The organism is Noviluteimonas caseinilytica, assembly GCF_018406605.1.
Classification (GTDB): domain Bacteria; phylum Pseudomonadota; class Gammaproteobacteria; order Xanthomonadales; family Xanthomonadaceae; genus Noviluteimonas; species Noviluteimonas caseinilytica.
Genome location: NZ_AP024545.1, coordinates 1,975,337 through 1,999,325 on the forward strand (window position 1 = coordinate 1,975,337; position 23,989 = coordinate 1,999,325).

Consider the following 23,989-nt stretch of genomic DNA (forward strand, 5'->3'; position numbering starts at 1 on the left):
CGCGCGGTGCATGCGCGTCGTCGCATCGCTGTCGGCGCGCTAAACCGTTGTGGTGCAAGCGTTTCCACGCCCGGGACATTCAGGGTGCATTGCCAGCACGGCGCCCACATTGCCCACCGCGCCATCCCGGCGCGTGGAGTCGACCATGAAGCGCTTGTCCGCCACCCTTCTCGCCGCAGGCATGCTGGCCGCCGTCGGCACTGCCTCCGCGCAGACCTACGGTGGGTACAACACGTACGGCAGCAACACCGCCACGCGCACCGTGGTGCCCGATCGTTACGGCAACACCAGCAACGCGATCTACGACTACGCGCGCGTGCTGCGCGTCGATCCGGTGATCGATTCGCGCTACGGCGGCAGCAACACGTACCGCACGGGCAACAACACGTATTCGAGCAACGGGTACGGCAACAACACGTATTCGAGCAACGGGTACGGCAACAACAACAACAACACGTATTCGAACAACGGCTACGCCAACCAGTCCGGCCAGAATTGCTACAACTCCGCCTCGCGCGGCGGCTACACGACCGATCGCTACGGCAATCGCGTGGCGTCCAACGATCCGTACTACCCGCAGCAGGGCCATTACGGCACGGACACCGGGCGCACGGTGGCGACCGTGATCGGCGGCATCGCCGGCGCGGTGCTGGGCAGCAAGGTCGGCGGCGGCACCGGCACGTATGCGGCGACCGCGATCGGTTCGATGGTCGGTGGCCTCGCCGGCCGCCAGGTGTACGAGAGCACGCAGCGCCGCAAGTACGAAGGCAACGCGGTGGAGGTGTGCGATCCGTCGGATGACTCGTACTACGGCAACAACAACAGCTACAACAACGGCTACAACAACAACGGCTACAACAACAACGGCTACAACAACAGCAACAACGGCTATTACGGCAATAACGTCGCCAGCAACGATGGTCGTGTGATCGGTTACGACGTGACTTACGAGTACATGGGTCGGCAGTTCGTAACGCGCACCGACTATCACCCCGGCGACAAGATTCGAGTCAGGGTAGACGTGCGTCCGGAGTAGCGAGCCGATGCGCTCACGTCCTGCCCTATCGGCAGGACGTGCATCGGGGAGCCGGGCAGCGAAAGCTGCACGCGTGCGTTTCAGGGAGAGGGGGGCCGCTTCGTTGGCCCCCCTTTTTTTATGTCGCGACAGGCCAATCGATATGCCCGTCGACCACCGTGCACACGCGCCCACCCGACCAGACATCGCCGTTGCCGTCCACCTGCAGTTCGATGATCGCGTCGTGCCCGACCTCGCGGCCCTGGCTGATGCGATAGAACCCGCTGTCGCCGGGTAACGCATCCTGCGACGCCAGGTACGCGGCGAGCGTCGCGTTGGCTGCGCCCGACGCGGCATCCTCGAACTGCGCCGGCGCGCCCACCCACGCGCGCACCGCCAGGTAATAGACCGGATCGTCGCTGCGCGCGAAGACGCACACGCCCATCGTGTCGGTGGCCTGCGCCAGGGCGCCGATCGCGGCCCAGTCCGGCGCGGCCGCGCGCAGTTGCGCCTCGTCCGCCAGTTCCACCAGCCACCAGCGGCGGCCGCCTTCGACCAGCGCCGGCGGCAAGCGCCCCAGCGGCAGGCCCGCGAGCGCGGCACGCAGGGGCGGATCCTCCGGCGATGCGGTTTCCACCACCCGCGACCGCGGCGTGCGCACCGCGATCGTGCGCGCGGGCCCCGTGCCGGTCACGCGCAACGGCAGCTGCCCCGCCAATCCGTCCTGGACGAGCAAGCCGTCGACCGGCGTGGCCAGCCCGGCCGCGAGCGCGACATGGGCGCTGCCCACGCTCGGATGCCCGGCGAAGGGCACTTCGCGGCGCGGGCTGAAGATCCGCAGGCGGTAACTGGTGCCCGGCGCCACGGGCGCGAGCAGGAAGGTGGTTTCCGGCAGCCGCGTCCAGCGCGCGATCGCCTGCATCGCCGCATCGCCCAGGCCTTCGGCATCCAGCACCACCGCGAGGGGATTGCCGGCGCCGGGACGGTCGGCGAACACATCGACTTGCTGGTAGCGGCGCAGGCGCATCGGGGATCCAGGGGCAGGGCGGGGGCCTGCGCGGGCCGGCATTGTTGCGCGTCCCGTGTCGTCCTGCGCGCGCCGCGCGGTTTGGCGCGGCGATTTTGCTTAGAATCGCGGCTCTTTTCGCAAACCGGGAATCGGCGGTGCCAGGCGATCGTTGGGTGGTCTTGAAGTTCGGCGGCACGTCCGTGTCGCGTCGCCATCGCTGGGACACCATCGGCCGCCTCGCTGCCGAACGTGCACGCGAAGAAGGCGTGCGGGTGCTGGTCGTCGTGTCGGCGCTGTCCGGCGTCACCAACGAGTTGCAGGCGATCACCGCCGCCGCGCCCGGCGAATCGCTGGACGCGCGCTTCGATGCGCTGGTCGAACGGCATCGCGCGTTCTGCGCGGAACTCGAACTCGATGCAGACACCGTGCTCGGCGCGCGCCTTGCGGCCCTGCGCGCCCTGTCGACCGATCCGCGTGCGAACACGCGCGACCTGCCGTGGCAGGCCGAAGTCCTCGCGCAAGGCGAGTTGCTGTCCTCGACACTCGGCGCGGCCTACCTGCAATCCACCGGCGTCCCGTTCGGATGGTGCGATGCGCGCGAATGGCTCGACGGCGTTTCGCTGCCGAACGCCAGCCCGTGGGCGCAACGCCTCTCCGTCAATTGCCGTTGCGCGCCCGATGCCGGCCTGCAGGCGCGCTTCGCCGCGCAGCCCGCGTCGTTGCTGGTGACGCAAGGTTTCATCGCGCGGCATGCCGATGGCGGCACGGCGATCCTGGGCCGTGGTGGTTCCGATACCTCCGCTGCGTACTTCGGCGCGCTGCTCAACGCGAAGCGTGTCGAAATCTGGACCGACGTCCCCGGCATGTTCAGCGCCAACCCGCGCGACGTGCCCGACGCGCGCCTGCTCACGCGCCTGGACTACGCCGAAGCGCAGGAAATCGCGACCACCGGCGCCAAGGTGCTGCATCCGCGTTCGATCGCACCGTGCCGCGACGCCAACGTGCCGATGGCCATCCTCGATACCGAACGCCCCGATCTTCCCGGCACGCGCATCGATGCCAGCGCCGCCACGGTGCCCGGCGTCAAGGCGATCAGCCGCCGCAACGGCATCGTGCTGGTGTCGATGGAAAGCATCGGCATGTGGCAGCAGGTCGGCTTCCTCGCCGACGTGTTCGAACGCTTCAAGCGCAACGGGCTGTCGGTCGACCTGATCGGTTCGTCGGAAACCAACGTCACCGTGTCGCTCGATCCGAGCGAGAACCTGGTGACGACGAATGTGCTCGAAGCGCTGTCGGCCGACCTCGCCGAAGCGTGCCGCGTGAAAGTCATCGCGCCGTGCGCGGCGATCACGCTCGTCGGCCGCGGCATGCGTTCGCTGCTGCACAAGCTGTCGGACGTGTGGGCCGCGTTCGGTCAGGAGCGCGTGCACCTGATCTCGCAGTCGTCCAACGACCTCAACCTCACCTTCGTCATCGACGAAGCCGACGCCGACGGCATGCTCCCGCAGGTGCACGCCGAACTGATCCGCGGCGGCGCGATGCCGGTGCAGGAAGCCAGCGTGTTCGGGCCGAGCTGGCGCGAGATCGCGCACGGCAAGCCCGCGAAGCGCACGCCGTGGTGGGTGGACAAGCGCGACACGCTGCTGGCGAAGGCGCAGGGCACCCCGCGTTACATCTACGATCTGGCGACCGTGCGCGCCCGTGCGCGCGACCTGTCCGGCATCGACGCGATCGACCGCCGCTACTACGCGATCAAGGCCAACGCGCATCCCGCGATCCTGCGCACGCTGGTGGAAGAGGGGTTCGGCCTGGAATGCGTGTCGCAGGGCGAACTCGACCACGTCTTCAAGCAGGTGCCGTCGCTGTCGCCGGAGCGCGTGCTGTTCACGCCGAGCTTCGCGCCTCGCCACGAATACGAAGCCGCGTTCGCGCGTGGCGTCACCGTCACGATCGACAACGTCGAAGCCTTGCAGCGCTGGCCCGACGTCTTCCGCAACCGCACCGTGTGGCTGCGCCTGGACCTGGGCCACGGCGAGGGCCACCACGCGAAGGTGAAGACGGGCGGCGTCGCGGCGAAGTTCGGCCTGTCGCTGCAGCGCTTCGACGAATTCGTCGCGCTCGCGCGCACGCTCGACGTGCGCATCAGCGCGCTGCACGCGCACCTGGGCAGCGGCATCGACGATCCGCAGCACTGGCGCGGCGTGTACGCCGAACTCGCGGGCCTGGCCGACAGCGTCGGCACCGTGGAGACCATCGACATCGGCGGCGGCCTGCCGATCGCCTACACGCCGGACGCCGAAGACTTCGACCTCGCCGCCTGGCGCGCGGGCCTCGACGAAATCCGCGCTGCGTATCCGCGCTTCGCCCTGGCCATCGAACCCGGCCGCTTCCTCGTCGCCGAATGCGGCGTGCTGCTGCTGCACGCCACGCAGGTCGTCGAGAAGGACGGCGTGCGCCGCGTCGGGTGCGATGCGGGCATGAACGCCCTCGCGCGCCCCGCGATGTACGAGGCCTACCACGGCATCCACAACCTCACGCGCCTCGCCGATGCCGACACGATGAATTGCGACGTCGTCGGCCCCATCTGCGAGAGCGGCGACGTGCTCGGCCACGCCCGCCCCCTGCCGCGCGCGACGGTCGAAGGCGACGTGATCCTCGTCGCCGACGCCGGCGCCTACGGCATGGCCATGGCCAGCACCTACAACCTGCGGGCCCTGCCGGCAGAGGACACCATCGAATGACCGGCTGGACCTTCTCGCGCGAATCGATCCGCGCCTTCCGTTTCGTGCGCAACACGTTCGATGCCGCCACCGGCGTCGCGCAACTCGTGTATGCGTTCGACGACGGCCCCGAGCTGATCGAAACGATCACGGTGCCCGGTGCGCCGTTCGCGCTGCAGGGCGAACGCGCCGCAGCCGCGCAACGCGCGCTGCGCCTGCTGCACCTGCTGGCCGGCGTGAGCTACTACAAGGCCGCCGTGCCGCGCGAGATCGTGATCGAAGGCGACCCGATCGACGTCGACACGGCGCTGTTGCTGGAGTCGTTCTACGTCAACGGCCTCGGCGAGTTCGCGTATCGCAACGGCCTGCACCTGCACGACCGCATCAAGTTCCCGCACGCCGCGGGTGCGACGCCGGCTGCGCCGCAGCTCGGGCTGCGCGAGCACGCGCTCGTTGCCATCGGCGGCGGCAAGGATTCGCTCGTTTCGATCGAAGCGCTGCGCACCGCCGGCGTCGAACAGACCGTCACGTGGATCGGCGGATCGCAGCTGATCAAGGCCTGCGCCGAACGCACGGGCCTGCCCACGCTCAACCTCGGGCGTTCGCTGGCACCGCAGTTGTTCGAGTTCAACCGCCAGGGCGCGTTGAACGGGCACATCCCGGTCACCGGCGTGAACTCCGCGATCATGCTGTTCGCGGCCATCGTGCTCGATGCGGACCAGGTGGTGTTCTCGAACGAACGCTCGGCCAGCTACGGCAGCCTCATCGAAGGCACGGGCGAGGTGAACCACCAGTGGTCGAAGGGTTGGGCCTGGGAACAGGCGCTCGGCGACCACGTGCAGTCGCATGTGGCCGCGGACCTGCGCTACTACTCGTTGCTGCGTCCGCTCAGCGAACTCGCCGTCGCGCGCCAGTTCGCGAAGAGCGACCGCTACGATGCGCACTTCTCCAGCTGCAACCGCAACTTCCATTTGCTGGGCGAACGCCCGGCGATGCGCTGGTGCGGCGTGTGCCCGAAGTGCCACTTCGTGTTCCTCGCGCTCGCGCCGTTCATGCCGAAGCCGCGCCTGGTCGGCATCTTCGGGCGCAACCTGCTCGATGACCCGCAGCAGGTGGGCGGCTACGACGCGCTGCTGGAGTACCAGGACCACAAGCCGTTCGAATGCGTCGGCGAAGGCCGCGAATCGCGCGCCGCGATGGCCGCGCTCGCCGGGCGTCCCGAGTGGCGCGAAGACGCGCTGGTCGAACGCTTTGCGCGCGAAATCCGCCCGCAGCTGGATCCGCATGAACTCGATGTCGCGGCGTTGATGGTGCTCGACGACGCGCATCGCGTCCCGGCTGCGCTTTGGGAGCGCCTGCGTGCGCATTTCGCGGCTTGACGGCAAGCGCGTTGCGCTCTGGGGCTGGGGCCGCGAAGGTCGCGCAGCATATCGCGCGATCCGGTCGCGGTTGCCGTCGCTGCCGCTGACGCTGTTCTGTTCGCCGGACGAAGGCCACCTGGCGCGCCAGTTGGGCGATGCGATGCTGGAGGTGCGTACGTCCGTCGATGCGGATGCGCTGGCGGACTTCGAAATCGTCGTCAAATCGCCCGGCATCAGCCCGTATCGCGACGACGCACGCGCCGCCGCCGAGCGCGGCACGCGATTCATCGGCGGCACCGCGCTGTGGTTCGCCGAACACGCGGCGAGCGGCCGCGGCAGGACGCTCTGCGTCACCGGCACGAAGGGCAAGAGCACCACCACCGCCTTGCTCGCGCACCTGCTGCGCGCCGGCGGCCATCGCACCGCGCTCGCGGGCAACATCGGCCTGCCGATGCTCGAACTGCTGGACCAGGACACGGCGCAGGACGCGCCGGAATTCTGGGTGATCGAGCTGTCGAGCTACCAGACCGGTGACGTCGCCGACAGCGGCGCGCATCCCGACCTCGCCATCGTGCTCAACATCTTCCCGGAGCACCTCGACTGGCACGGCGGCGAAACCCGCTATGTCACCGACAAGCTGCGCCTGCTCAGCGACGCGCATCCGCGCATCGCGGTGGTCAACGCGCACGATCCCGCGATCACCGCGGTGCCGCTGCCGCACAGCGATGTGCGCCGCTTCGGCGATCGCGACGGTTGGCACCTGCAGGGCGACGCGCTGTATCGCGGCGATGCCTTGGTGATGGACACGACGCACCTGCCGCTGCCGGGCCGCCACAACCGCGGCAATTTGTGCGCAGTGCTCGCCGCGATCGAAGCCCTGGGCCTGGATGCCCCCGCGCTCGCGCCGCACGCGGCCACGTTCCGCCCGCTGCCGCACCGCCTGCAGCCGATCGGCACGCGCGAGGGCATCACCTACGTCAACGATTCGATCAGCACCACGCCGCACGCGACGCTCGCCGCGCTCGCGTGCTACGCGGACCAGCGCGTGGCGTTGCTCGCCGGCGGCCACGATCGCGGCATCGACTGGTCGAACTTCGCCGAGGCGATGCGCACGCGTGCGCCGGCCGCCATCGTCACGCTCGGGCAGAACGGGCCGAAGATCCACGACCTGCTTGCACCGGTCGCGCGCGAGGCGGGCTTCGCCTTGTCCGCCGCCGCCGATCTTGCCCATGCCGTCGCACAGGCGCGCACCGCATTGGGCGGGGAGGGCGTCGTGTTGCTGTCGCCGGGTGCGCCCAGCTTCGGCATGTACCAGGACTACGTTGCGCGCGGCCGGCATTTCGCCGCGCTCGCGGGCTTCGATCCCGACGCCATCAGCGCCATCCCGGGCCTCGGCATCGCGTAGGGATTCACGCCGGTCCAACACCGGCGGGGTAGGCTCGGCACCGCTTCGGAACGCCACACAAGGAGAGTCGTCATGCGTCGCGCACTTGCAGTCGTTGCGTTGCTCCTCACCGGCCTGTCCACCGCGCACGCGGCGATGCAGGCCAGGCCCGTCGAATGGAAGGTCGGCAAGGACACCTTCAGCGGTTACCTCGTCTACGACGATACGAATGGCATCAAGCGCCCCGGCCTGGTGATGGTGCCGGACTGGAAGGGCGTGTCCGACAGTGCGATCGAAAAGGCCAAGCATGTCGCCGGCGACGACTACGTGGTGCTGCTCGCCGACGTGTACGGCAAGGGCGTGCGCCCGAAGAACGACGAAGAGTCGATGGCGCAGGTCAAGAAGCTCTACGCCGATCGCAGCGTGCTGCGCGCGCGCGTCGCCAAGGCGCTCGAGGTGCTGAAGGCTTCGAAGGACGTGCCGCTCGACACGACGCACCTCGGCGCGGTCGGCTACTGCTTCGGCGGCGCCACGGTGCTGGAACTCGCGCGCATGGGCGCCGACGTCGACGCCGTCGTGACCTTCCATGGCGGTTTGAACACCGACATGCCCGCCAAGCCCGGCACCGTGAAAGCGAGCCTGCTGGTGCTCAACGGCGCCGACGACCAGGGCACGAAGGGCGACATCCCCGCGTTCGAGAACGAGATGAATGCCGCGAAGGTGGATTGGCAGTTCGTGAACTTCAGCGGCGCCGTGCACTGCTTCGCGCTGCCGGATGCGAACAAGCCGCCGGGCTGCATGTACAACGAACTCGCAATGCACCGCGCAGAAAGAATGATGCGCGTCTTCCTCGCAGAACGCTTCGCCACCAAATAGACCGGTGACCCAGTAACGCAGTCCCGCAGGGACTCCAATTCCCCCTCCCCGCCACGCGGGGAGGGCAGGGGAAGGGACGCCCCGAAACCGCGTCAGTGATCCCGAGACACCGAATACTTGGCCAACCCCCGCAACGCATCCGTAGCCGCATTCCCCGCAATCCCGTCGAGCGCCGCCTCCGCCGCATCCGCGAATTCCATCGCCCGCTTCCGGCTGTATTCCAGCCCGCCGGTCGCATGGATCGCCGCCATCACCGCCGGCATCGCGTCCACGTCCCCATGTTCGATCGCATTGCGCAGCACAGCTTGCGTGGCCGCATCGCTGTGCGCGATCGCGTGGATCAGCGGCAGCGTCGCCTTGCCTTCGGCCAGGTCGTCGCCGAGGTTCTTGCCCAGCGTGTCGGCATCGGACGCGTAGTCCAGCACGTCGTCCGCGATCTGGAACGCATAGCCCAGCTGCATGCCGTACGCGTGCATCGCATCGCACGTTGCGGCATCCGCACCGGCCAGCATCGCACCCAGGCGCGTCGCGGCGGCGAACAACACCGCGGTCTTGCGTTCGATCACGCGCAGGTACGCCGCTTCGTCGGTGTCGGGATTGCGCACGTGCAGCAGCTGCAGCACTTCGCCTTCGGCGATCTGGTTGGTCGTGTCGGCGAGCAGTTGCATCACCGGCATGCGATCCAGTTCCACCATCAGCTGGAAGCTGCGCGAGTACAGAAAGTCGCCGACCAGCACGCTGGCCGCGTTGCCCCACACCGCGTTGGCGGTGCGGCGGCCGCGGCGCAGGTCGGATTCGTCCACCACGTCGTCGTGCAGCAGCGTCGCGGTGTGGATGAACTCCACCACGGCCGCCAGCTGGTGCGCGTCCGGTCCGCGATGCCCCAGCGCGCGCGCCGCCAGCAGCAGCAACATCGGCCGCAGCCGCTTGCCGCCCGCGCCCACGATGTATTCGCCGACCTGGTTGATCAGCACCACGTCGGACGCCAGCCGGCGCCGGATCAGCGCATCCACCGCCGCCATGTCCTCGCGCGCGAGCGCCTGGATGGCCGGGAGGTCGGGCAGGGCGCGCGCGGACTGGGGACTTGCGGGGTCAGGGACGGACAAGGGAACGACCGGTCGGGACTGATGAGGCGGCAATTATAGGGGGCCGTCGTTCCGCGTTTGCCCGCCGGGGCGGCCCATGCGACCATGCGCGCGCTTCCGCAGCATTGCCGCGTGGGAGAGACCGGTTCGCCGGCGCCGAAGGAGCAACCGCCCCGGAAACTCTCAGGCAAAAGGACCTCGCGGCAAACACAATCTGAAAAGTGACCGTCGGTTCTTCGCGCGTCGCGCCCCGGGATCCTCCCCCTCCGGTGCCTGACACCCCTGTACGCGAATCCGTTTCGGCCCGCCGAAGGAGTAACGCTCTCAGGCGAATCGACAGATGGGGCGCTCCTCTCACTCCGGGCGCGCCTGCATGAAAACCCCCTTCGATACCCGCAATGAATTCATCGCGCGCCACATCGGCCCGCGCGACGCCGACACGCGCGCCATGCTCGAGACGCTGGGTTATGCCTCGCTCGATGCGCTGACCGACAGCGTCGTCCCCGGCAGCATCCGTGGCAGCAGCGTGCTGCCGGCCGGCGAAGGCCTGGGCGAAGCCGAAGCGCTCGCGATGCTGCGCGGCATCGCCGACCGGAACAGCGTCCTGCGCAGCTTCATCGGCCAGGGCTACTACAACACGCACACCCCGGCGCCGATCCTGCGCAACCTGCTCGAGAACCCCGCGTGGTACACGGCCTACACGCCGTACCAGCCGGAGATCTCGCAGGGCCGCCTGGAAGCGCTGCTCAACTTCCAGACGCTGGTCAGCGACCTCACCGGCATGGAAATCGCCAACGCGTCGCTGCTCGACGAAGGCACCGCCGTCGCCGAGGCGATGACGTTCTGCAAGCGCCTGTCGAAGAACAAGGCCGCCAACGCGTTCTTCGTGTCCAACCACTGCCATCCGCAGACCATCGACGTCGTGCGCACGCGCGCCGAACCGCTGGGCATCGAGGTCGTCGTCGGCGACGAAGGCGACCTGGCGGACGTGTCGAAGTTCTTCGGCGCGGTGTTCCAGTACCCGGCGACCAACGGCGACGTCGTCGACCTGCGCGCGCTGGTCGAAAAATTCCACGCAGTGAACGCGCTCGTCGCCGTCTCGGCCGACCTGCTCGCGCTCACGCTGCTCACGCCGCCGGGCGAATTCGGCGCGGACCTGGCCATCGGCAGCGCGCAGCGCTTCGGCGTGCCGCTCGGTTTCGGCGGCCCGCACGCGGCGTACTTCGCGACGAAGGATGCGTTCAAGCGCGACATGCCCGGCCGCGTCGTCGGCATCTCGATCGACCGCCACGGCCAGCCGGCGTATCGCCTCGCGATGCAGACGCGCGAGCAGCACATCCGTCGCGAGAAGGCCACGTCCAACATCTGCACCGCGCAGGTGCTGCTGGCCAACATCGCCAGCATGTATGCCGTCTACCACGGCCCCGAAGGCCTGCAGGCAATCGCCGAGCGCACGCACGCGCTCACCGCGATCCTCGCCGCGGGCCTGGCGCAGCTGGGCGTCAAGGCCGAACAGGCCGCGTTCTTCGACACACTGAGCTTCGCCACCGGCGATCGCACCGCCACCCTCCACGCGAAGGCGCGCGAGGCCGGCATCAACCTGCGCGAGATCGATGCGACGCACCTGGGCGTGTCGCTCGACGAAACCGCCACGCGCGCGGACGTGGAAGCGCTGTGGTCGGTGTTCGCCGATGGCAAGCAAGTGCCGGACTTCGATGCACTGTCGAGCACCGACGCCACGCTGCCCAAGGCGCTGCGCCGCACCAGCAAGTTCCTGCAGCACGCGGTGTTCAACCGCTACCGCTCCGAAACCGAGCTGATGCGCTACCTGCGCAAGCTCGCCGATTACGACCTGGCGCTGGACCGTACGATGATCCCGCTGGGCTCGTGCACGATGAAGCTCAACGCCGCCAGCGAGATGATCCCGGTGACGTGGCCGGAGTTCGGCGCGCTGCATCCCTTCGCGCCGGTCGCGCAGTCGCAGGGCTACGCGCAGATGACGCGCGAGCTCGAAGCGATGCTGTGCGAAGCCACCGGTTACGACGCCGTGTCGCTGCAGCCCAATGCCGGCTCGCAGGGCGAATACGCGGGCCTGCTCGCGATCCGCGCGTACCACGCCAGCCGCGGCGAAGGCCATCGCGACGTCTGCCTCATCCCGTCGTCGGCGCACGGCACCAATCCCGCGACGGCCAACATGGCCGGCATGCGCGTGGTCGTCACCGCGTGCGATGCGCGCGGCAACGTCGACCTCGGCGACCTGCGCGCCAAGGCCGCGCAGCACGCCGACAAGCTCGCCGCGATCATGATCACGTACCCGTCCACGCATGGCGTGTTCGAGGAAGGCGTGCGCGAGATCTGCGACATCGTGCATTCGCACGGGGGCCAGGTGTACATCGACGGCGCCAACATGAACGCGATGGTGGGCCTGTGCGCGCCGGGACAGTTCGGCGGCGACGTCTCGCACCTCAACCTGCACAAGACGTTCTGCATTCCGCACGGCGGCGGCGGCCCGGGCGTGGGCCCGATCGGCGTCAAGTCGCACCTCGCGCCGTTCCTGCCGGGCCACCGCACCGGCGGCCTGGCACGCAACGAAGGCGCCGTGAGCGCCGCGCCGTACGGCAGCGCGAGCATCCTGCCGATCACGTGGATGTACATCCGCATGATGGGCGGCGACGGCCTGCGCCGCGCGTCGCAGATGGCGATCCTCAACGCCAACTACATCGCGCGCCGCCTCGAGACGCATTACCCGGTGCTGTACGCGGGCCACGAAGGCCTGGTCGCGCACGAATGCATCCTCGACCTGCGCCCCCTCAAGGACGGCAGCGGCCTCGGCGTGGAAGACGTGGCCAAGCGCCTGATCGACTTCGGCTTCCATGCGCCGACCATGTCGTTCCCGGTGGCCGGCACGCTGATGATCGAGCCGACCGAAAGCGAATCGAAGGAAGAACTCGATCGCTTCTGCGACGCGATGATCGCGATCCGCGACGAAATCCGCGCGGTGGAAGCGGGCACGCTGGACCGCGAGGACAACCCGCTGCGCAACGCGCCGCACACCGCGCACGAAGTGGTGGGCGAGTGGACGCATCCGTACTCGCGCGAGATGGCCGTGTATCCGCTCAAGTCGCTGGTCGCGGGCAAGTACTGGCCGCCGGTGGCGCGCGTGGACAACGTCTACGGCGACCGCAACCTGGTGTGCGCCTGCCCGCCGATGGAAGCCTACGCGGAGTGACGATCCGGCCTGGCGTTGCTGCACTGCGCAACGCAAGGCCCGTTACAGCACCGTTGCTCGGCCGAACCCAACCGCCGGTCCGCTCCGGGCCGGGATTGCACGAACGTACACGGCCCTTACGGGGCCGTCTGTACGATCCGGGGCATGGAGACCGCTGCCCTCGAAGTGCGCCGCCATGAACGCCACAACGTGCTCTGCGCGGTGACCGTCGCGCGGGACGGACAGGCCCATGAAGGCTACATCCTTGACCTGTCCGTGGGCGGCGCGCGCGTGGATCTCGACGGCGGCTGGACCCCGGTGCGCGGCGCGATGCTGCGCATGTGCTTCGACGTCCCCGACAGCGAAGCGATCGCGCTCGATACGCAAGTGGCGTGGTTCGCCACCAACCACATCGGTTTGCGTTTCGCCCCGCAGCAGGACGATGCGATCGCCCGCCTGCTCGATGCCGCGGGCGCCGTGCACTGATCGCCGGCCGCATGCGCGGCCCTGCGTTTTTCCCCGTGTCGCCCTGACGAATCTGCGTTGATCGCGGCACGAATGTTCTTGCCGTGGAAAAACGCGGCTTCGGACGGTTCCGACCGCACGCGCGTTCCCATCTAATTCCGCACCGGCGAACGTTCGCGTTCGCCGCAACCGGCGTCGTCGCAGTCCTGGTGCGCGACGCGTCGCCGGAAACCACACGACATTTGCCCCCTGGTGCAATGGACCGACGCGCGTCGATCGGTTCGCATGCATCCTCCCGACAAGGACCTTCCATGTACAAAGTGATCATCGTCGACGACCACCCGATGGTCGCCGCGTCGCTGCGCAGCCTGCTCGACTCGCATGACCAGTTCGAAGTCGTCGCGGTCCACGACAACGGCGGCGCCGCCCTGGCCGCCGCACGCAACCTCTCCCCCGACCTGCTGGTGATCGACCTTGGCGTGCCCGTGCTGGGCGGCGTGGAAGTCATCTCGCGCCTGCGCGCCGGCGGTGCGCAATTCGGGATCCTGGTGATCTCCGGCGGCGAGGCGCACGAAAGCGGCCTGCGCGCACTGCGTGCCGGCGCCAACGGCTTCGTGCACAAGACCGACGCGCTCAACGAAGTGGTGATGGCAGCGCTGGTGGTCGCGCGCGGCAAGTCCTACTTCAACCAGGAACTGCTGGCGCTTGCGGGCGACAGCAATTCCGACGGCAAGCCGGTGAGCCGCCTGACCGAACGCGAGTTCGAAGTGTTCCGGTGCCTGGTGGCCGGGCAGTCCAACCGCGAGATCGGCGACCACATGCGCCTGAGCAACAAGACGGTCAGCGCGTACAAGATGAAGATCCTGCGCAAGCTGGGCGCGCGCAACATCCGCGATCTCATCGAACTCGCCCGCGAAACGCAAACGATCTGACGACGCGCGCGAAAGCGCGCAGCCCGGGCGGGACGCCGCCCACCGATGCATGCACGTGCCAAGGCGCGTGCAATCGCTGCATTTCCCCCTTCCTTCGAATGACGCCTCCCGGCAAGCGCCGATCGCATGGCGTGGCGCGGCGCGATTCCCAAGCTGTGTGGTTCCTCCCCCGGAACCCACGCCATGGACCCTTGCACCCGCATCGCCTGGAGCGCGCCGCTCCTCGCACTCGCCGGCACCGCGCACGCGGTCGATCTCGATTTCGACGGCAATGGCGCCGCCGCCGGCACGCCCGGCACCGGTACGTGGAATACGACGCTCGCCCACTGGCATGACGGCGGCGCGTTGCGCGCGTGGGACAACGGCGCGTTCGACACCGCCGTATTCGCCGTGCCAGGCACGATCACGCTCGGATCCGACGTCGTTGCAGGCGGATTGCGCTTCACGGGCACCGGCAACTACACGCTCGGCGGCACCGGGTTGCTCACGATGGCGGGGAGTCGCGACGTCGTGCTGTCCGATGGCGCGCACGTCACCGCGAGCGGTCCGCTCACCGGCGGGTTCCACCTCCGCGGTGCATCAGCGAATGCGACCATCAGCTTTACCGTCTCGGGCAACAACGCGGGCATCGGCGCAGGCGTCGTCCGCGTGGGCGATGGCGCGCGGCTCGTGCTCTCGCACGTCAACGCACTCGGCAGTGATCGCGGCGCCGCCAACCTGGTCCTCGACGACGGCGCGGACCTGCGCTTCGGCACCAACGCAATCTACGCGAACCACTACACGCTGACCGGCGGCAGGGTGCGCTTCGGTGCGAACAGCGCCGGCACGTTCACCGGATCGCCGGTCCTCACCGCAGCGACGACGATCGAATGGATCTTCGGTTCGCAAACCTGGTCCGGCGCGCTCGCCGACACCGGCGCGCACGCGTTGTCGCTCGACGTGCGCGCGAACGAAGGTTTCGGGCCCACGTTGTCCGGCGCCAACACCTACAGCGGCGCTACGACGCTGACGTCGGGCACCCTCGGGATCGCGAACGCTGGCGCGCTGTCGTCGAACAGCGCGCTGGTCTTCAATGGTGCGAATCCCGACAGCCTGCCGGCGCTCGCCTTCCGACACGGCGGCACGTTCGCGCGCGACCTCGGCACCGGGGCAGGGCAGGTGCACTGGACCGGGAGCGGCGGGTTCCGCGCATTCGGCAGCACCATCACCGTGACGCTGCAGGGCAACGCGCCGCTGGCGTGGGGGCGCGACGGCTTCGTGCAGGACGGCGCGTCGCTGCTGATCGGTCCGGGCGTCACCTTCACCAACGCGATCGACCTGGGCGATGCGCAACGCACGATCTTCGGCGGTGGCACGTTGGCGGGCGCGCTCACCGGCAACGGCGGACTGCGCGTGCGCGAAGACACGTTGACGCTGTCGACGGCGAACCACTACCTCGGCGACACGGTCATCGACGCGCGCAACGACAACGTGTTCGGCGCGTCCGTGCAACTTGGGCACGCGCACGCATTGCCCGGCGGCATCGGCGTGACGGGTGGCACGAGCGCACTGGTGTTCGACGGCGGGACGTTGGTGCTGACGGGCGCAAGCGGCGATTTCCGCCGCGGACTCGGCAGTGGCGCGCACCAGGTGCGTTTCAACGGCAGCGGGGCGTTCGGCGCGGCGGGCGGCGTGCGCACGGTGGACATCGGCGGTGCAGGCGACACGCTGCGCTGGAACAGCGGCGGTTTCGTGCCCGATGGCGAGACGCTCGGCTTCATCGCCACGACGAACAACGCCAGCGTCGACTTCCGCAACGGCCTGGACCTCGCCGGCGGCGAACGCCGCATCACGCTCTCCGCGCCCTCGCTGGGCGGCGGCGTGCCGGGTCGCGCGGTGCAACTGCGCGCCGTGATCGAAAACGGGAGCGTCGCGTTCTCGGGCTTCGGCGAGGCGTTCCTGGGTGCGGCGAACACCTACACCGGCCGCACGCACATCGGCACCGGCGCGGCCGATGCCACGCGCGTCGCGGTGGATCGCATCAACGATGGCGGGATCGCGAGCGCGCTGGGTGCATCGAGTCGCGATGCAGCCAACCTCGTGTTCGGCGGCGGCGGAACGTCTTTTCCCGCGCTGGTGTACCTCGGCGCGGGCGATGCGACCGATCGCGACTTCACGCTCGCCGGGAATGGCGAACTCGTCGCCAACGGCAGCGGCGCGCTGGTGTGGAACGGTGCGCCCAGCGTGACGTCCGGATCGCGCACGCTGCGCCTGGGCGGCACGAGCCAGGCGATCAACGAATTCGCCGGCACGCTGGCCGACGGCGGTGGCCTCCTGTCGATCGTCAAGCACGGCAACGGCACGTGGCGCCTGTCGGGCACCGCCAACACGTACACGGGGCGCACGAGCATCGGCGGCAGCAGCGCGGCCAATGTCGTCGGCACCGGCGTGCTCGAAGTCATGCGACTGGGGCAGGCCAACGAAGCCGGAAGCCTCGGCATCAACGCGTCCAACAACGCATCGCAACTGCAGATCTTCAGCCGCGGCGTGCTGCGTTACGTGGGCGCGGGCGAAACGACGAACCGCAACTTCAGTTCCGCCACCGGCGACACGCCGGGCACCGGGCGATCGGAAGGCATCGCGCTCGAATCCAGTGGCACGGGTGCGTTGCGGTGGATGGGGAGCGTCAACCTCAACGCATCGGTGAATCCGTACTTCCGCCTCGGCGGGACCAACATGGACCACAACGTGTTCGGCAGCGCGATCGCCAACACGTCGCGCAACATCGCGCTCGCGAAGGACGGCGCGGGGGTCTGGGGACTGGGTGCGGCGAACACGTACACGGGCGACACCGAACTGGCCGGCGGCGTGCTGCGGCTCGATCATGCAGCGGCGCTCGCAGGTGGCTTGGGAGAGGTCGACGCCGCAGGCACCGGCATTCGCTTCGATGGCGGCGTGCTGGGGCTCACCGCGGCGTCGGGCGATCTGTTCCGCGGGCTCGGCACGACGGCGGGCCGCAACAACCTCGCGTGGCTGGCGAGCGGGGACGGCGGGTTCGCGGCGTACGACGATACGCGCATCGTCGATCTCGGCGGTGGCGTTGCGTTGCGATGGGCGACGGGGGGCTTCGTCGGGAACGACCGACGGTTGCGCCTCTCGCACGCCACGTCCGACGCCACGCTCGACTTCCGAAACGCGATCGACCTCAACGGCGCCGTCCGCACGATCGACGTCGCCGATGGCACGCATGCGCTGGATGCGATCGTGTCCGGCGTGCTCTCGGGCAGCGGCGCCGGTGGGCTGCGCAAGACGGGCGACGGCACGCTGCGCCTCACCGGGACCAATGACTACGCGGGGCGCACCGAGCTGCTCGGCGGAACGGTCGAAATCGCGTCGCTCGCCGCCGCCGGCCAGGCAGGCAACCTCGGCCTCGGTGCTTCCGAAGCGGACGCGCTGCTGATCGATGGCGCGACGTTGCGCTATCTCGGATCGGGCGACACCTCCGATCGCGGCTTCACGATCGGCGCGCGCGGCGCGACGCTCGATGCGTCGGGCAGCGGTGCATTCATCCTGGACGGCGCGACCAATTCCACCGGTCTCCCGTCCACGCTGACGCTCACCGGCAGCAACACCGACGCCAATCGCGTTGGCGGCACGCTCGACACCACGGGCACGTTGTCGCTCGTGAAATCCGGCGCAGGCCACTGGACGCTCGCCGGCGACAGCCTGCTCGCGCGCGTCCATCTCGAAGACGGCGTGCTGCAACTCGGAAACGGAGGCGCGACGGGTTCCGTCGGCAACGCCACGATCCGCAACGCGGGCACGCTGGTTTTCGATCGCAGCGACGTGTTGCATGTCGGGCGCGTCGAAGGCGACGGCGCGCTCGTGCAGCGCGGCAACGGGACCAGCGTGCTGCAGGGCGCGGGATCGCAAGCGCGCGATGTGCGGATCGAACGCGGCACGTTGCACGTCGCTGCGTCGCTCGCGACGCCGCGCATCGCGATGGGCGACGGCGCATTGCACATCGCCGGCCTCGTCGAAGCCGTGGACGGCGGCCTCACCACGCTCGTCGCCGATGCGGGCACCGCGAGTCGCGTCGTCCTCGGCGAACGCGCAACATTCCGCGTGGACGGCCACCTGGGCGACGGCGACGACACGTTGCACATCGCAGGCGCCGCGACACTCGCCGGTGCGATCGACGGCGGCGCCGGCGACGATCGCCTCGCGTTCGCGGGCGTGACGTTTGCGGACACCGACCTCATGCGCACCCCGGGCTTCGAACGCTTGCACCTGGAAGACGCCACGCAATTGACGCTGTCCTCCGCGCTCGATTCCACCACGCTCGATATCGACCGCACGTCGACGCTCATCGCGACCTCCAACGCGCGCATCACAGGCGACGTCGACATCGCCGGCCTCGTCCGCACCGACGCTTCACGCCTCACCATCGAGGGCCAGTGGCGCGCACGCGAGGGCGCCACGCTCGAAGTCGCGGTTGCGCCCGGCGACGGAACGTCCGGCGGCCTCGCGATCGCAGGCGACGTCACCGGCACGACGCACGTGCGCTTCACCTCCGACGGCACGCCCGGCAACGCGCCGCAATCGATCCGCGTGATCGACGCAGCGCGCGCGACGGACGCGGCTGCGTTCGTCGCCGACGACATCGTGCGCCTGCAGGGCAGCCCTTTCGCCTGGACGCTCGCCCATGCCCCCGACGCCCACGCATGGTTCCTCGAATCCCGCGAAGACGCGCGCGTGCTACCGGAGCTCCCGGCCTTCGCGATCGCACCGAGCGTGGCCACCGCCGCCCTCGACGACGCCCAGCGCCTGGTCTTCGACCGCCTCGCCGCCGTCCGCGGCGAAGCCCCTGCCTGCGAACGATCGGAGGACGCGCCATCCGCTCGGGACGCCTTGCGCGGCGCCTGCCGCGGCGCATGGATGGCCGCATACACGAACGAGCGCACCGTCGGCGCCAACCCCGGCATCGCGCACGCCGGCACCGGGCACGGCCTGCTCGCCGGAGTGGACCGCGACTTCCCGGCGCGCCCGGGCACCGTGTTCCGCGCGGGGTTCGTCGGCGGCGTGCTGCGCGGCCACCACCACACCACGGGCGAAGCCTCGACCGAACGCGCCATCGCCGGCACCGCGCGCCTGCGCACCACGACGCCGCTGCTCGGCGCCTACGCCAGCCGCGCCTGGTCCGACGGCCGCTTCCTCGACGCCACGCTCGCGGCGCACCGGCCGCGCACGCACGTGCACACCGACGACGGCCACGCCGACACCGTCCTCGGCAACGGGCTCGCGCTGCGCGTGCAGGGCGGCCAGCGCCGGCACGCGGGCGCGTGGGTGTTCGAACCGCAGGTCGAACTCGGCCTGTCCGCGCAGCATTGGCGCGATCGCTACGACGCCGGCGGCCGCGACGTGCTGATGACCGACGACGTCCTCGGCGCCATGCGCATCGCCCTGCGGACCGAGCGGCCGTTCGAAGCGCGCGGCGGCCGGCCGGTGCGCCCGTGGGCCAGCCTCGCGCTGGCCGACACCGCGGGCGAATCGCGCGAACCGCTGCAGGTGCGCGCGCCCGATGGCGACTTCGCGCTGCCGGGCCCCGCGGCGGGCCTGCGCGCGGCCTTCGACATCGGCCTCGAGGCGACCTTCGCCCCCGGCCTGCAGGGCTTCGCCTCGCTGTCGTTCGTCGAAGCGCTCGCGGGCACGGACGCCGCGCAGCGACAGGCCACGGCCGGGGTGCGCTGGCGCTGGTGAGGGGCGGGGCGGGGTGCAACGGATGTGCCGTTTCGCCGAACCCGTCGGCAGGCGGAACGGTGGGCCGCTGGTAACATGTGCCGCCTGGCCCGCCCGTCCCGCGACGGTCGCGCCCCACCCGCATTCGAGGATTCGCATCCCATGGCACGTGGCATCAACAAGGTGATCCTGGTCGGCAATCTCGGCAACGATCCCGAGACCAAGTACACCCAGGGCGGCATGGCCATCACGTCGGTCAGCCTGGCCACCACGACGGTCCGCAAGGGTCGCGACGGCGGCGAGGCGACGGAAAAGACCGAGTGGCACCGCGTGAAGTTCTTCGGGAAGCTCGGCGAGATCGCCGGCGAATACCTGCGCAAGGGTTCGCAGGTGTACGTCGAAGGCCGCATCAGCTACGACGAGTTCACCGGCCAGGACGGCGTCAAGAAATTCTTCACGGACATCATCGCCGACGAAATGCAGATGCTCGGCGGCCGCGGTGAAGGCGGCGGCGGTGGCGGTGCGCGCGCCGAACGCAGCGGCGGCGGCGATCGCCCCGCGCGCCAGGCCCCCCCGCAGCGCCAGGACGCCGGCGCACCGCGCCGCGAATCGGCCGCCCCGGCTTCGCGCGACTTCGGCGACGACTTCGCGGACGACGACATCCCGTTCTGATTTTCGCGGCGCCCCCGGGCGCCGCGCGAGTCCGGCAACACGCATTGCCGCGCGGACGCGCGGTTTTCCATCGCCGATCAGGGGCGGCGATCACGAATGGCACTGGAGGCTGATGTGACGACCTGGTTGGTGACCGGCGGCGCCGGATTCATCGGCGGCAACTTCGTACTGGACGCGGTGCAGCGCGGCATCAAGGTGGTCAACCTCGATGCGCTCACCTACGCCGGCAACCGCGACACGCTCGCCTCGCTCGACGGCAACCCGAACCACGTGTTCGTCGCCGGCGACATCGGCGACCGCACGCTGGTCGATCGCCTGCTGCGCGAACACAACGTCGACGCAGTGGTGAACTTCGCGGCCGAAAGCCACGTCGACCGCTCCATCGACGGCCCGGGCACGTTCGTGCAGACCAACGTGGTCGGTACGCTGGCATTGCTCGAATCCGCGCGCGACTACTGGAAATCGCTGGAAGGCCCGGCGCGCGATGCGTTCCGCTTCCTGCACGTGTCCACCGACGAGGTCTACGGCTCGCTCGGCGACACCGGCAAGTTCACCGAGACCACCGCGTACGCGCCCAACTCGCCGTACTCGGCGTCCAAGGCCGCGTCCGACCACCTCGTGCGCGCGTTCCACCACACCTACGGCCTGCCGGTCCTCACGACCAACTGCTCCAACAACTACGGCCCCTACCAGTTCCCCGAAAAGCTGATCCCGCTGATCATCGCGCGCGCGCTGGCCGGCGAACCGCTGCCGATCTACGGCGACGGCAAGAACGTGCGCGACTGGCTGTACGTGGGCGACCACTGCAGCGCGATCCGCGCCGTGCTCGAACGCGGCCGCGTGGGCGAAACCTACAACGTCGGCGGCGACGCCGAACGCCAGAACATCGAAGTCGTGCGCACCATCTGCGCGTTGCTCGACGAACGCCGCCCACGCGCGGATGGCGGCAAGCGCGAATCGCAGATCACCTACGTCGCCGACCGCCCGGGCCACGATCGCCGTTACGCGATCGATGCGAGCAAGCTCAAGTCCGAACTCGGCTGGGCGCCCGCGCACACGTTCGAACAAGGCATCGCCGACACCGTCGACTGGTACCTCGCGCACCAGGACTGGGTGCAGCGCGTGACCGACGGCAGCTATCGCCTCGAGCGCATCGGGACGGCGGCATGAGCCAGGTCGGCCGCAAGGGCATCGTCCTCGCCGGCGGATCGGGCACGCGCCTGTATCCGATCACCAAGGCGATCAGCAAGCAGCTGCTGCCCGTCTACGACAAGCCGATGATCTATTACCCGCTGAGCGTGCTGATGCTCGCCGGGATCCGCGAAGTGCTGATCATCAACACGCCGCACGAGCAGGCGTTGTTCAAGAACCTGCTGGGCGATGGCTCGCAGTGGGGCATGAAGATCGAATACGCCGTGCAGCCGAGCCCCGATGGCCTCGCGCAGGCTTACCTGATCGGCCGCGAGTTCCTCGCGGGCGCGCCCAGCTGCCTCGTGCTCGGCGACAACATCTTCTACGGCCACGGCCTCACCGATCTGCTGCAGCGCGCCGATGCGCGCGACAGCGGCGCCACGGTGTTCGGGTACTGGGTGCGCGATCCGGAGCGCTACGGCGTCGCGGAATTCGACGCCAGCGGCCGCGTCGTGGGCCTGGAGGAAAAACCGGCGCAGCCGCGTTCCAACTACGCGGTCACCGGTCTGTACTTCTACGACGGCAAGGCCAGCGACTACGCCGCGCAACTCAAGCCGTCGCCGCGCGGCGAACTCGAGATCACCGACCTCAATCGCTGCTACCTCGAGCAGGGCGACCTGCACCTCGAAAAACTGGGTCGCGGTTACGCCTGGCTCGACACCGGCACGCACGAATCGCTCGTCGAGGCCTCCACGTACATCGAGACCATCGAGAAGCGCCAGGGCCTGCGCGTGTGCTGCCCGGAAGAGATCGCGTTCTTCAACCAGTGGATCGACCGCGCGCAGCTCGAAGCGCTGGCGCGCCCGCTGGCGAAGAACGGCTATGGCCAATACCTGCTGAGCCTGCTGGACCACGGACGCGTCGAATGAAGGCGGTCGCATGAAAGTGATCGAGACGGGGTTGCCGGGGTGCGTGATCATCGAACCCGCGGTGTGGGGCGATGCGCGCGGCTTCTTCTATGAAGCCTGGAACGCCGATCGATTCGGCGCGCTCGGCCTGCCGGCCAAGTTCGTGCAGAGCAACGTCTCCTCGTCCACGCGCGGCGTGCTGCGCGGCCTGCATTACCAGTGGCCCAATCCGCAGGGCAAGCTGGTCAGCGTGCTGCAGGGCGAGGTGTACGACGTGGCGGTCGACATCCGCCGCGGCTCGCCCACGTTCGGCCAATCCACCGCGGTAGTGCTGAGCGCGGAGAACAAGCGCCACTTCTGGGTGCCGGAAGGCTTCGCGCACGGCTTCGCGGTGCTGTCCGACACGGCGCTCTTCAGTTACCTGTGCACCGCCGGCTACGACAAGGCCGCCGATGCCGGCATCCGCTGGAACGATGCGGCACTCGCGATCGATTGGCCGATCGGCCATCCCGCGCTGTCGGAGAAGGACGCCGCCGCGCCGTTCCTCGCCGACGTGCCGGCCGAACGCCTGCCGGTCTTCGCGCCGAACGCGGTGCCATGAAGAAAGTCCTGCTGCTTGGCGGCGACGGACAACTGGGCACGCGCCTGCGCGCGATGCTGTCGCCCATCGGCGACGTGAAATGCACCACGCTCACGGGCACGCTGCCCGACGGCGGCACGTGCGATCCGCTCGACCTCACCGACCTCGACGCGATCGCGCCGATGATCGAGCGCCACGCGCCCGACATCGTCGTCAATGCCACCGCGCACACCGCGGTCGACAAGGCCGAGAGCGAACCCGACCTCGCGCAGCGCATCAACGCCGAAGCCCCTGCACGGATCGCGGCGGCCTGCGCCGCGCGCGACGCGTTGCTGGTGCATTACTCCACGGACTACGTGTTCGACGGCACGGCCACGCAGCCGTTGCGCGAAGACGATCCCACCGCGCCGCTCGGCGTCTACGGCCGCAGCAAGCGTGCGGGCGAAGAAGCGGTGGAGCGCAGCGGCGCGCGCCACATGATCTTCCGCACGGCGTGGGTGTACGACGTGCATGGCCACAACTTCCTGCGCACGATGCTGCGCGTGGGCGCCGAGCGCGACGAGTTGCGCGTGGTGGCCGACCAGGTCGGTTCGCCGACGCCCGCGTGGTTGCTGGCCGAAGTGACGGTGGAAATCCTGCGCCGCCCGGTGACGCGTTCCGGCCTCTGGCACCTCACCACCACGGGGCAGACGAGCTGGCACGGATTCGCCGAAGCGATCTTCGCCGGCGCGGTCGCGCGTGGCGTGCTGCCGAAAGCGCCGCGCGTCGTGGCGATCCCGAGCAGCGAATACCCGACGCCGGCCGCGCGCCCCGCGTACTCCGTGCTCGACACCACCGCGATCCGCCGCGACTTCGGCATCGCATTGCCCGAATGGGAAGACGCGCTCGCCACCACGCTGGACCTGCTGCGCGACTGAACGTGCGT

16 protein-coding genes and 1 riboswitch are annotated in these 23,989 nt (G+C 69.3%); of the genes, 14 read left to right on the plus strand and 2 right to left on the minus strand.

Annotated elements, in window-relative coordinates:
- Positions 1-145: 145 nt before the first annotated feature.
- Positions 146-1,036, plus strand: a complete 891-nt coding sequence (locus tag LYSCAS_RS09650) for a glycine zipper 2TM domain-containing protein (RefSeq protein WP_213433838.1) — start codon at positions 146-148, stop codon at positions 1,034-1,036.
- A 118-nt stretch (positions 1,037-1,154) separates the two neighbouring features.
- On the opposite strand, the gene LYSCAS_RS09655 is transcribed toward LYSCAS_RS09650, so the two are convergent.
- On the minus strand, positions 1,155-2,042 hold the full coding sequence (locus LYSCAS_RS09655) for a PhzF family phenazine biosynthesis protein (protein WP_213433839.1): 888 nt from the start codon (positions 2,040-2,042) through the stop codon (positions 1,155-1,157).
- 137 nt (positions 2,043-2,179) lie between these two features.
- Between LYSCAS_RS09655 and LYSCAS_RS09660 the strand changes: the two genes are divergently transcribed.
- The 4 genes from LYSCAS_RS09660 to LYSCAS_RS09675 all read left to right on the plus strand — a co-directional run bounded on the left by LYSCAS_RS09660 (position 2,180) and on the right by LYSCAS_RS09675 (position 8,365).
- Entirely contained in the window at positions 2,180-4,765 is a 2,586-nt protein-coding gene (locus tag LYSCAS_RS09660; protein ID WP_213433840.1) for a bifunctional aspartate kinase/diaminopimelate decarboxylase, read from the plus strand.
- A complete protein-coding gene (murL, locus tag LYSCAS_RS09665; protein WP_213433841.1) occupies positions 4,762-6,123 on the plus strand; it encodes a UDP-N-acetyl-alpha-D-muramoyl-L-alanyl-L-glutamate epimerase in 1,362 nt (453 codons plus the stop codon). Before LYSCAS_RS09660 ends, murL begins: the two co-directional genes overlap by 4 nt.
- A complete protein-coding gene (gene murD, locus LYSCAS_RS09670) occupies positions 6,104-7,510 on the plus strand; it encodes a UDP-N-acetylmuramoyl-L-alanine--D-glutamate ligase (protein WP_213433842.1) in 1,407 nt (468 codons plus the stop codon). Before murL ends, murD begins: the two co-directional genes overlap by 20 nt.
- Before the next feature lie 72 nt (positions 7,511-7,582).
- On the plus strand, positions 7,583-8,365 hold the full coding sequence (locus tag LYSCAS_RS09675; RefSeq protein ID WP_213433843.1) for a dienelactone hydrolase family protein: 783 nt from the start codon (positions 7,583-7,585) through the stop codon (positions 8,363-8,365).
- A gap of 92 nt (positions 8,366-8,457) precedes the next feature.
- Here the strand turns inward: LYSCAS_RS09675 and LYSCAS_RS09680 are convergent, their stop codons facing one another.
- Complete coding sequence (locus LYSCAS_RS09680; RefSeq protein ID WP_213437758.1) at positions 8,458-9,387, minus strand: polyprenyl synthetase family protein; 930 nt, start codon at positions 9,385-9,387, stop codon at positions 8,458-8,460.
- Between the two features lie 186 nt (positions 9,388-9,573).
- Positions 9,574-9,659: riboswitch (glycine riboswitch) on the plus strand.
- 131 nt (positions 9,660-9,790) lie between these two features.
- On the opposite strand from LYSCAS_RS09680, the gene gcvP reads away from it, so the two are divergent.
- The 9 genes from gcvP (at position 9,791) to rfbD (ending at position 23,981) form a co-directional block, all read left to right on the plus strand.
- Positions 9,791-12,679: an aminomethyl-transferring glycine dehydrogenase gene (gcvP, locus tag LYSCAS_RS09685; protein WP_407075140.1), complete on the plus strand. Its 2,889-nt coding sequence runs from the start codon at positions 9,791-9,793 to the stop codon at positions 12,677-12,679.
- A gap of 144 nt (positions 12,680-12,823) precedes the next feature.
- Positions 12,824-13,144 carry a PilZ domain-containing protein gene (locus LYSCAS_RS09690; protein ID WP_213433845.1) on the plus strand — a complete coding sequence of 107 codons (321 nt, stop codon included), beginning with the start codon at positions 12,824-12,826 and terminating at the stop codon, positions 13,142-13,144.
- 290 nt (positions 13,145-13,434) lie between these two features.
- The gene (locus LYSCAS_RS09695; protein WP_213433846.1) at positions 13,435-14,055 is read left to right on the plus strand and encodes a response regulator transcription factor; all 621 of its coding nucleotides are present in this window, start codon (positions 13,435-13,437) and stop codon (positions 14,053-14,055) included.
- Between the two features lie 183 nt (positions 14,056-14,238).
- Entirely contained in the window at positions 14,239-19,794 is a 5,556-nt protein-coding gene (locus LYSCAS_RS09700) for an autotransporter-associated beta strand repeat-containing protein (RefSeq protein WP_213433847.1), read from the plus strand.
- Between the two features lie 141 nt (positions 19,795-19,935).
- A complete protein-coding gene (ssb, locus tag LYSCAS_RS09705) occupies positions 19,936-20,445 on the plus strand; it encodes a single-stranded DNA-binding protein (RefSeq protein WP_213433848.1) in 510 nt (169 codons plus the stop codon).
- Positions 20,446-20,559: 114 nt separating this feature from the next.
- Complete coding sequence (rfbB, locus tag LYSCAS_RS09710) at positions 20,560-21,615, plus strand: dTDP-glucose 4,6-dehydratase (protein ID WP_213433849.1); 1,056 nt, start codon at positions 20,560-20,562, stop codon at positions 21,613-21,615.
- Complete coding sequence (rfbA, locus tag LYSCAS_RS09715) at positions 21,612-22,505, plus strand: glucose-1-phosphate thymidylyltransferase RfbA (RefSeq protein WP_213433850.1); 894 nt, start codon at positions 21,612-21,614, stop codon at positions 22,503-22,505. Before rfbB ends, rfbA begins: the two co-directional genes overlap by 4 nt.
- A 10-nt stretch (positions 22,506-22,515) precedes the next feature.
- Positions 22,516-23,085, plus strand: coding sequence for a dTDP-4-dehydrorhamnose 3,5-epimerase (gene rfbC / locus LYSCAS_RS09720; RefSeq protein WP_213433851.1), 570 nt, complete (start codon positions 22,516-22,518; stop codon positions 23,083-23,085).
- The gene (gene rfbD / locus LYSCAS_RS09725; protein WP_213433852.1) at positions 23,082-23,981 is read left to right on the plus strand and encodes a dTDP-4-dehydrorhamnose reductase; all 900 of its coding nucleotides are present in this window, start codon (positions 23,082-23,084) and stop codon (positions 23,979-23,981) included. The genes rfbC and rfbD overlap by 4 nt, the downstream gene beginning before the upstream one ends.
- The last annotated feature ends 8 nt before the right edge of the window (positions 23,982-23,989 follow it).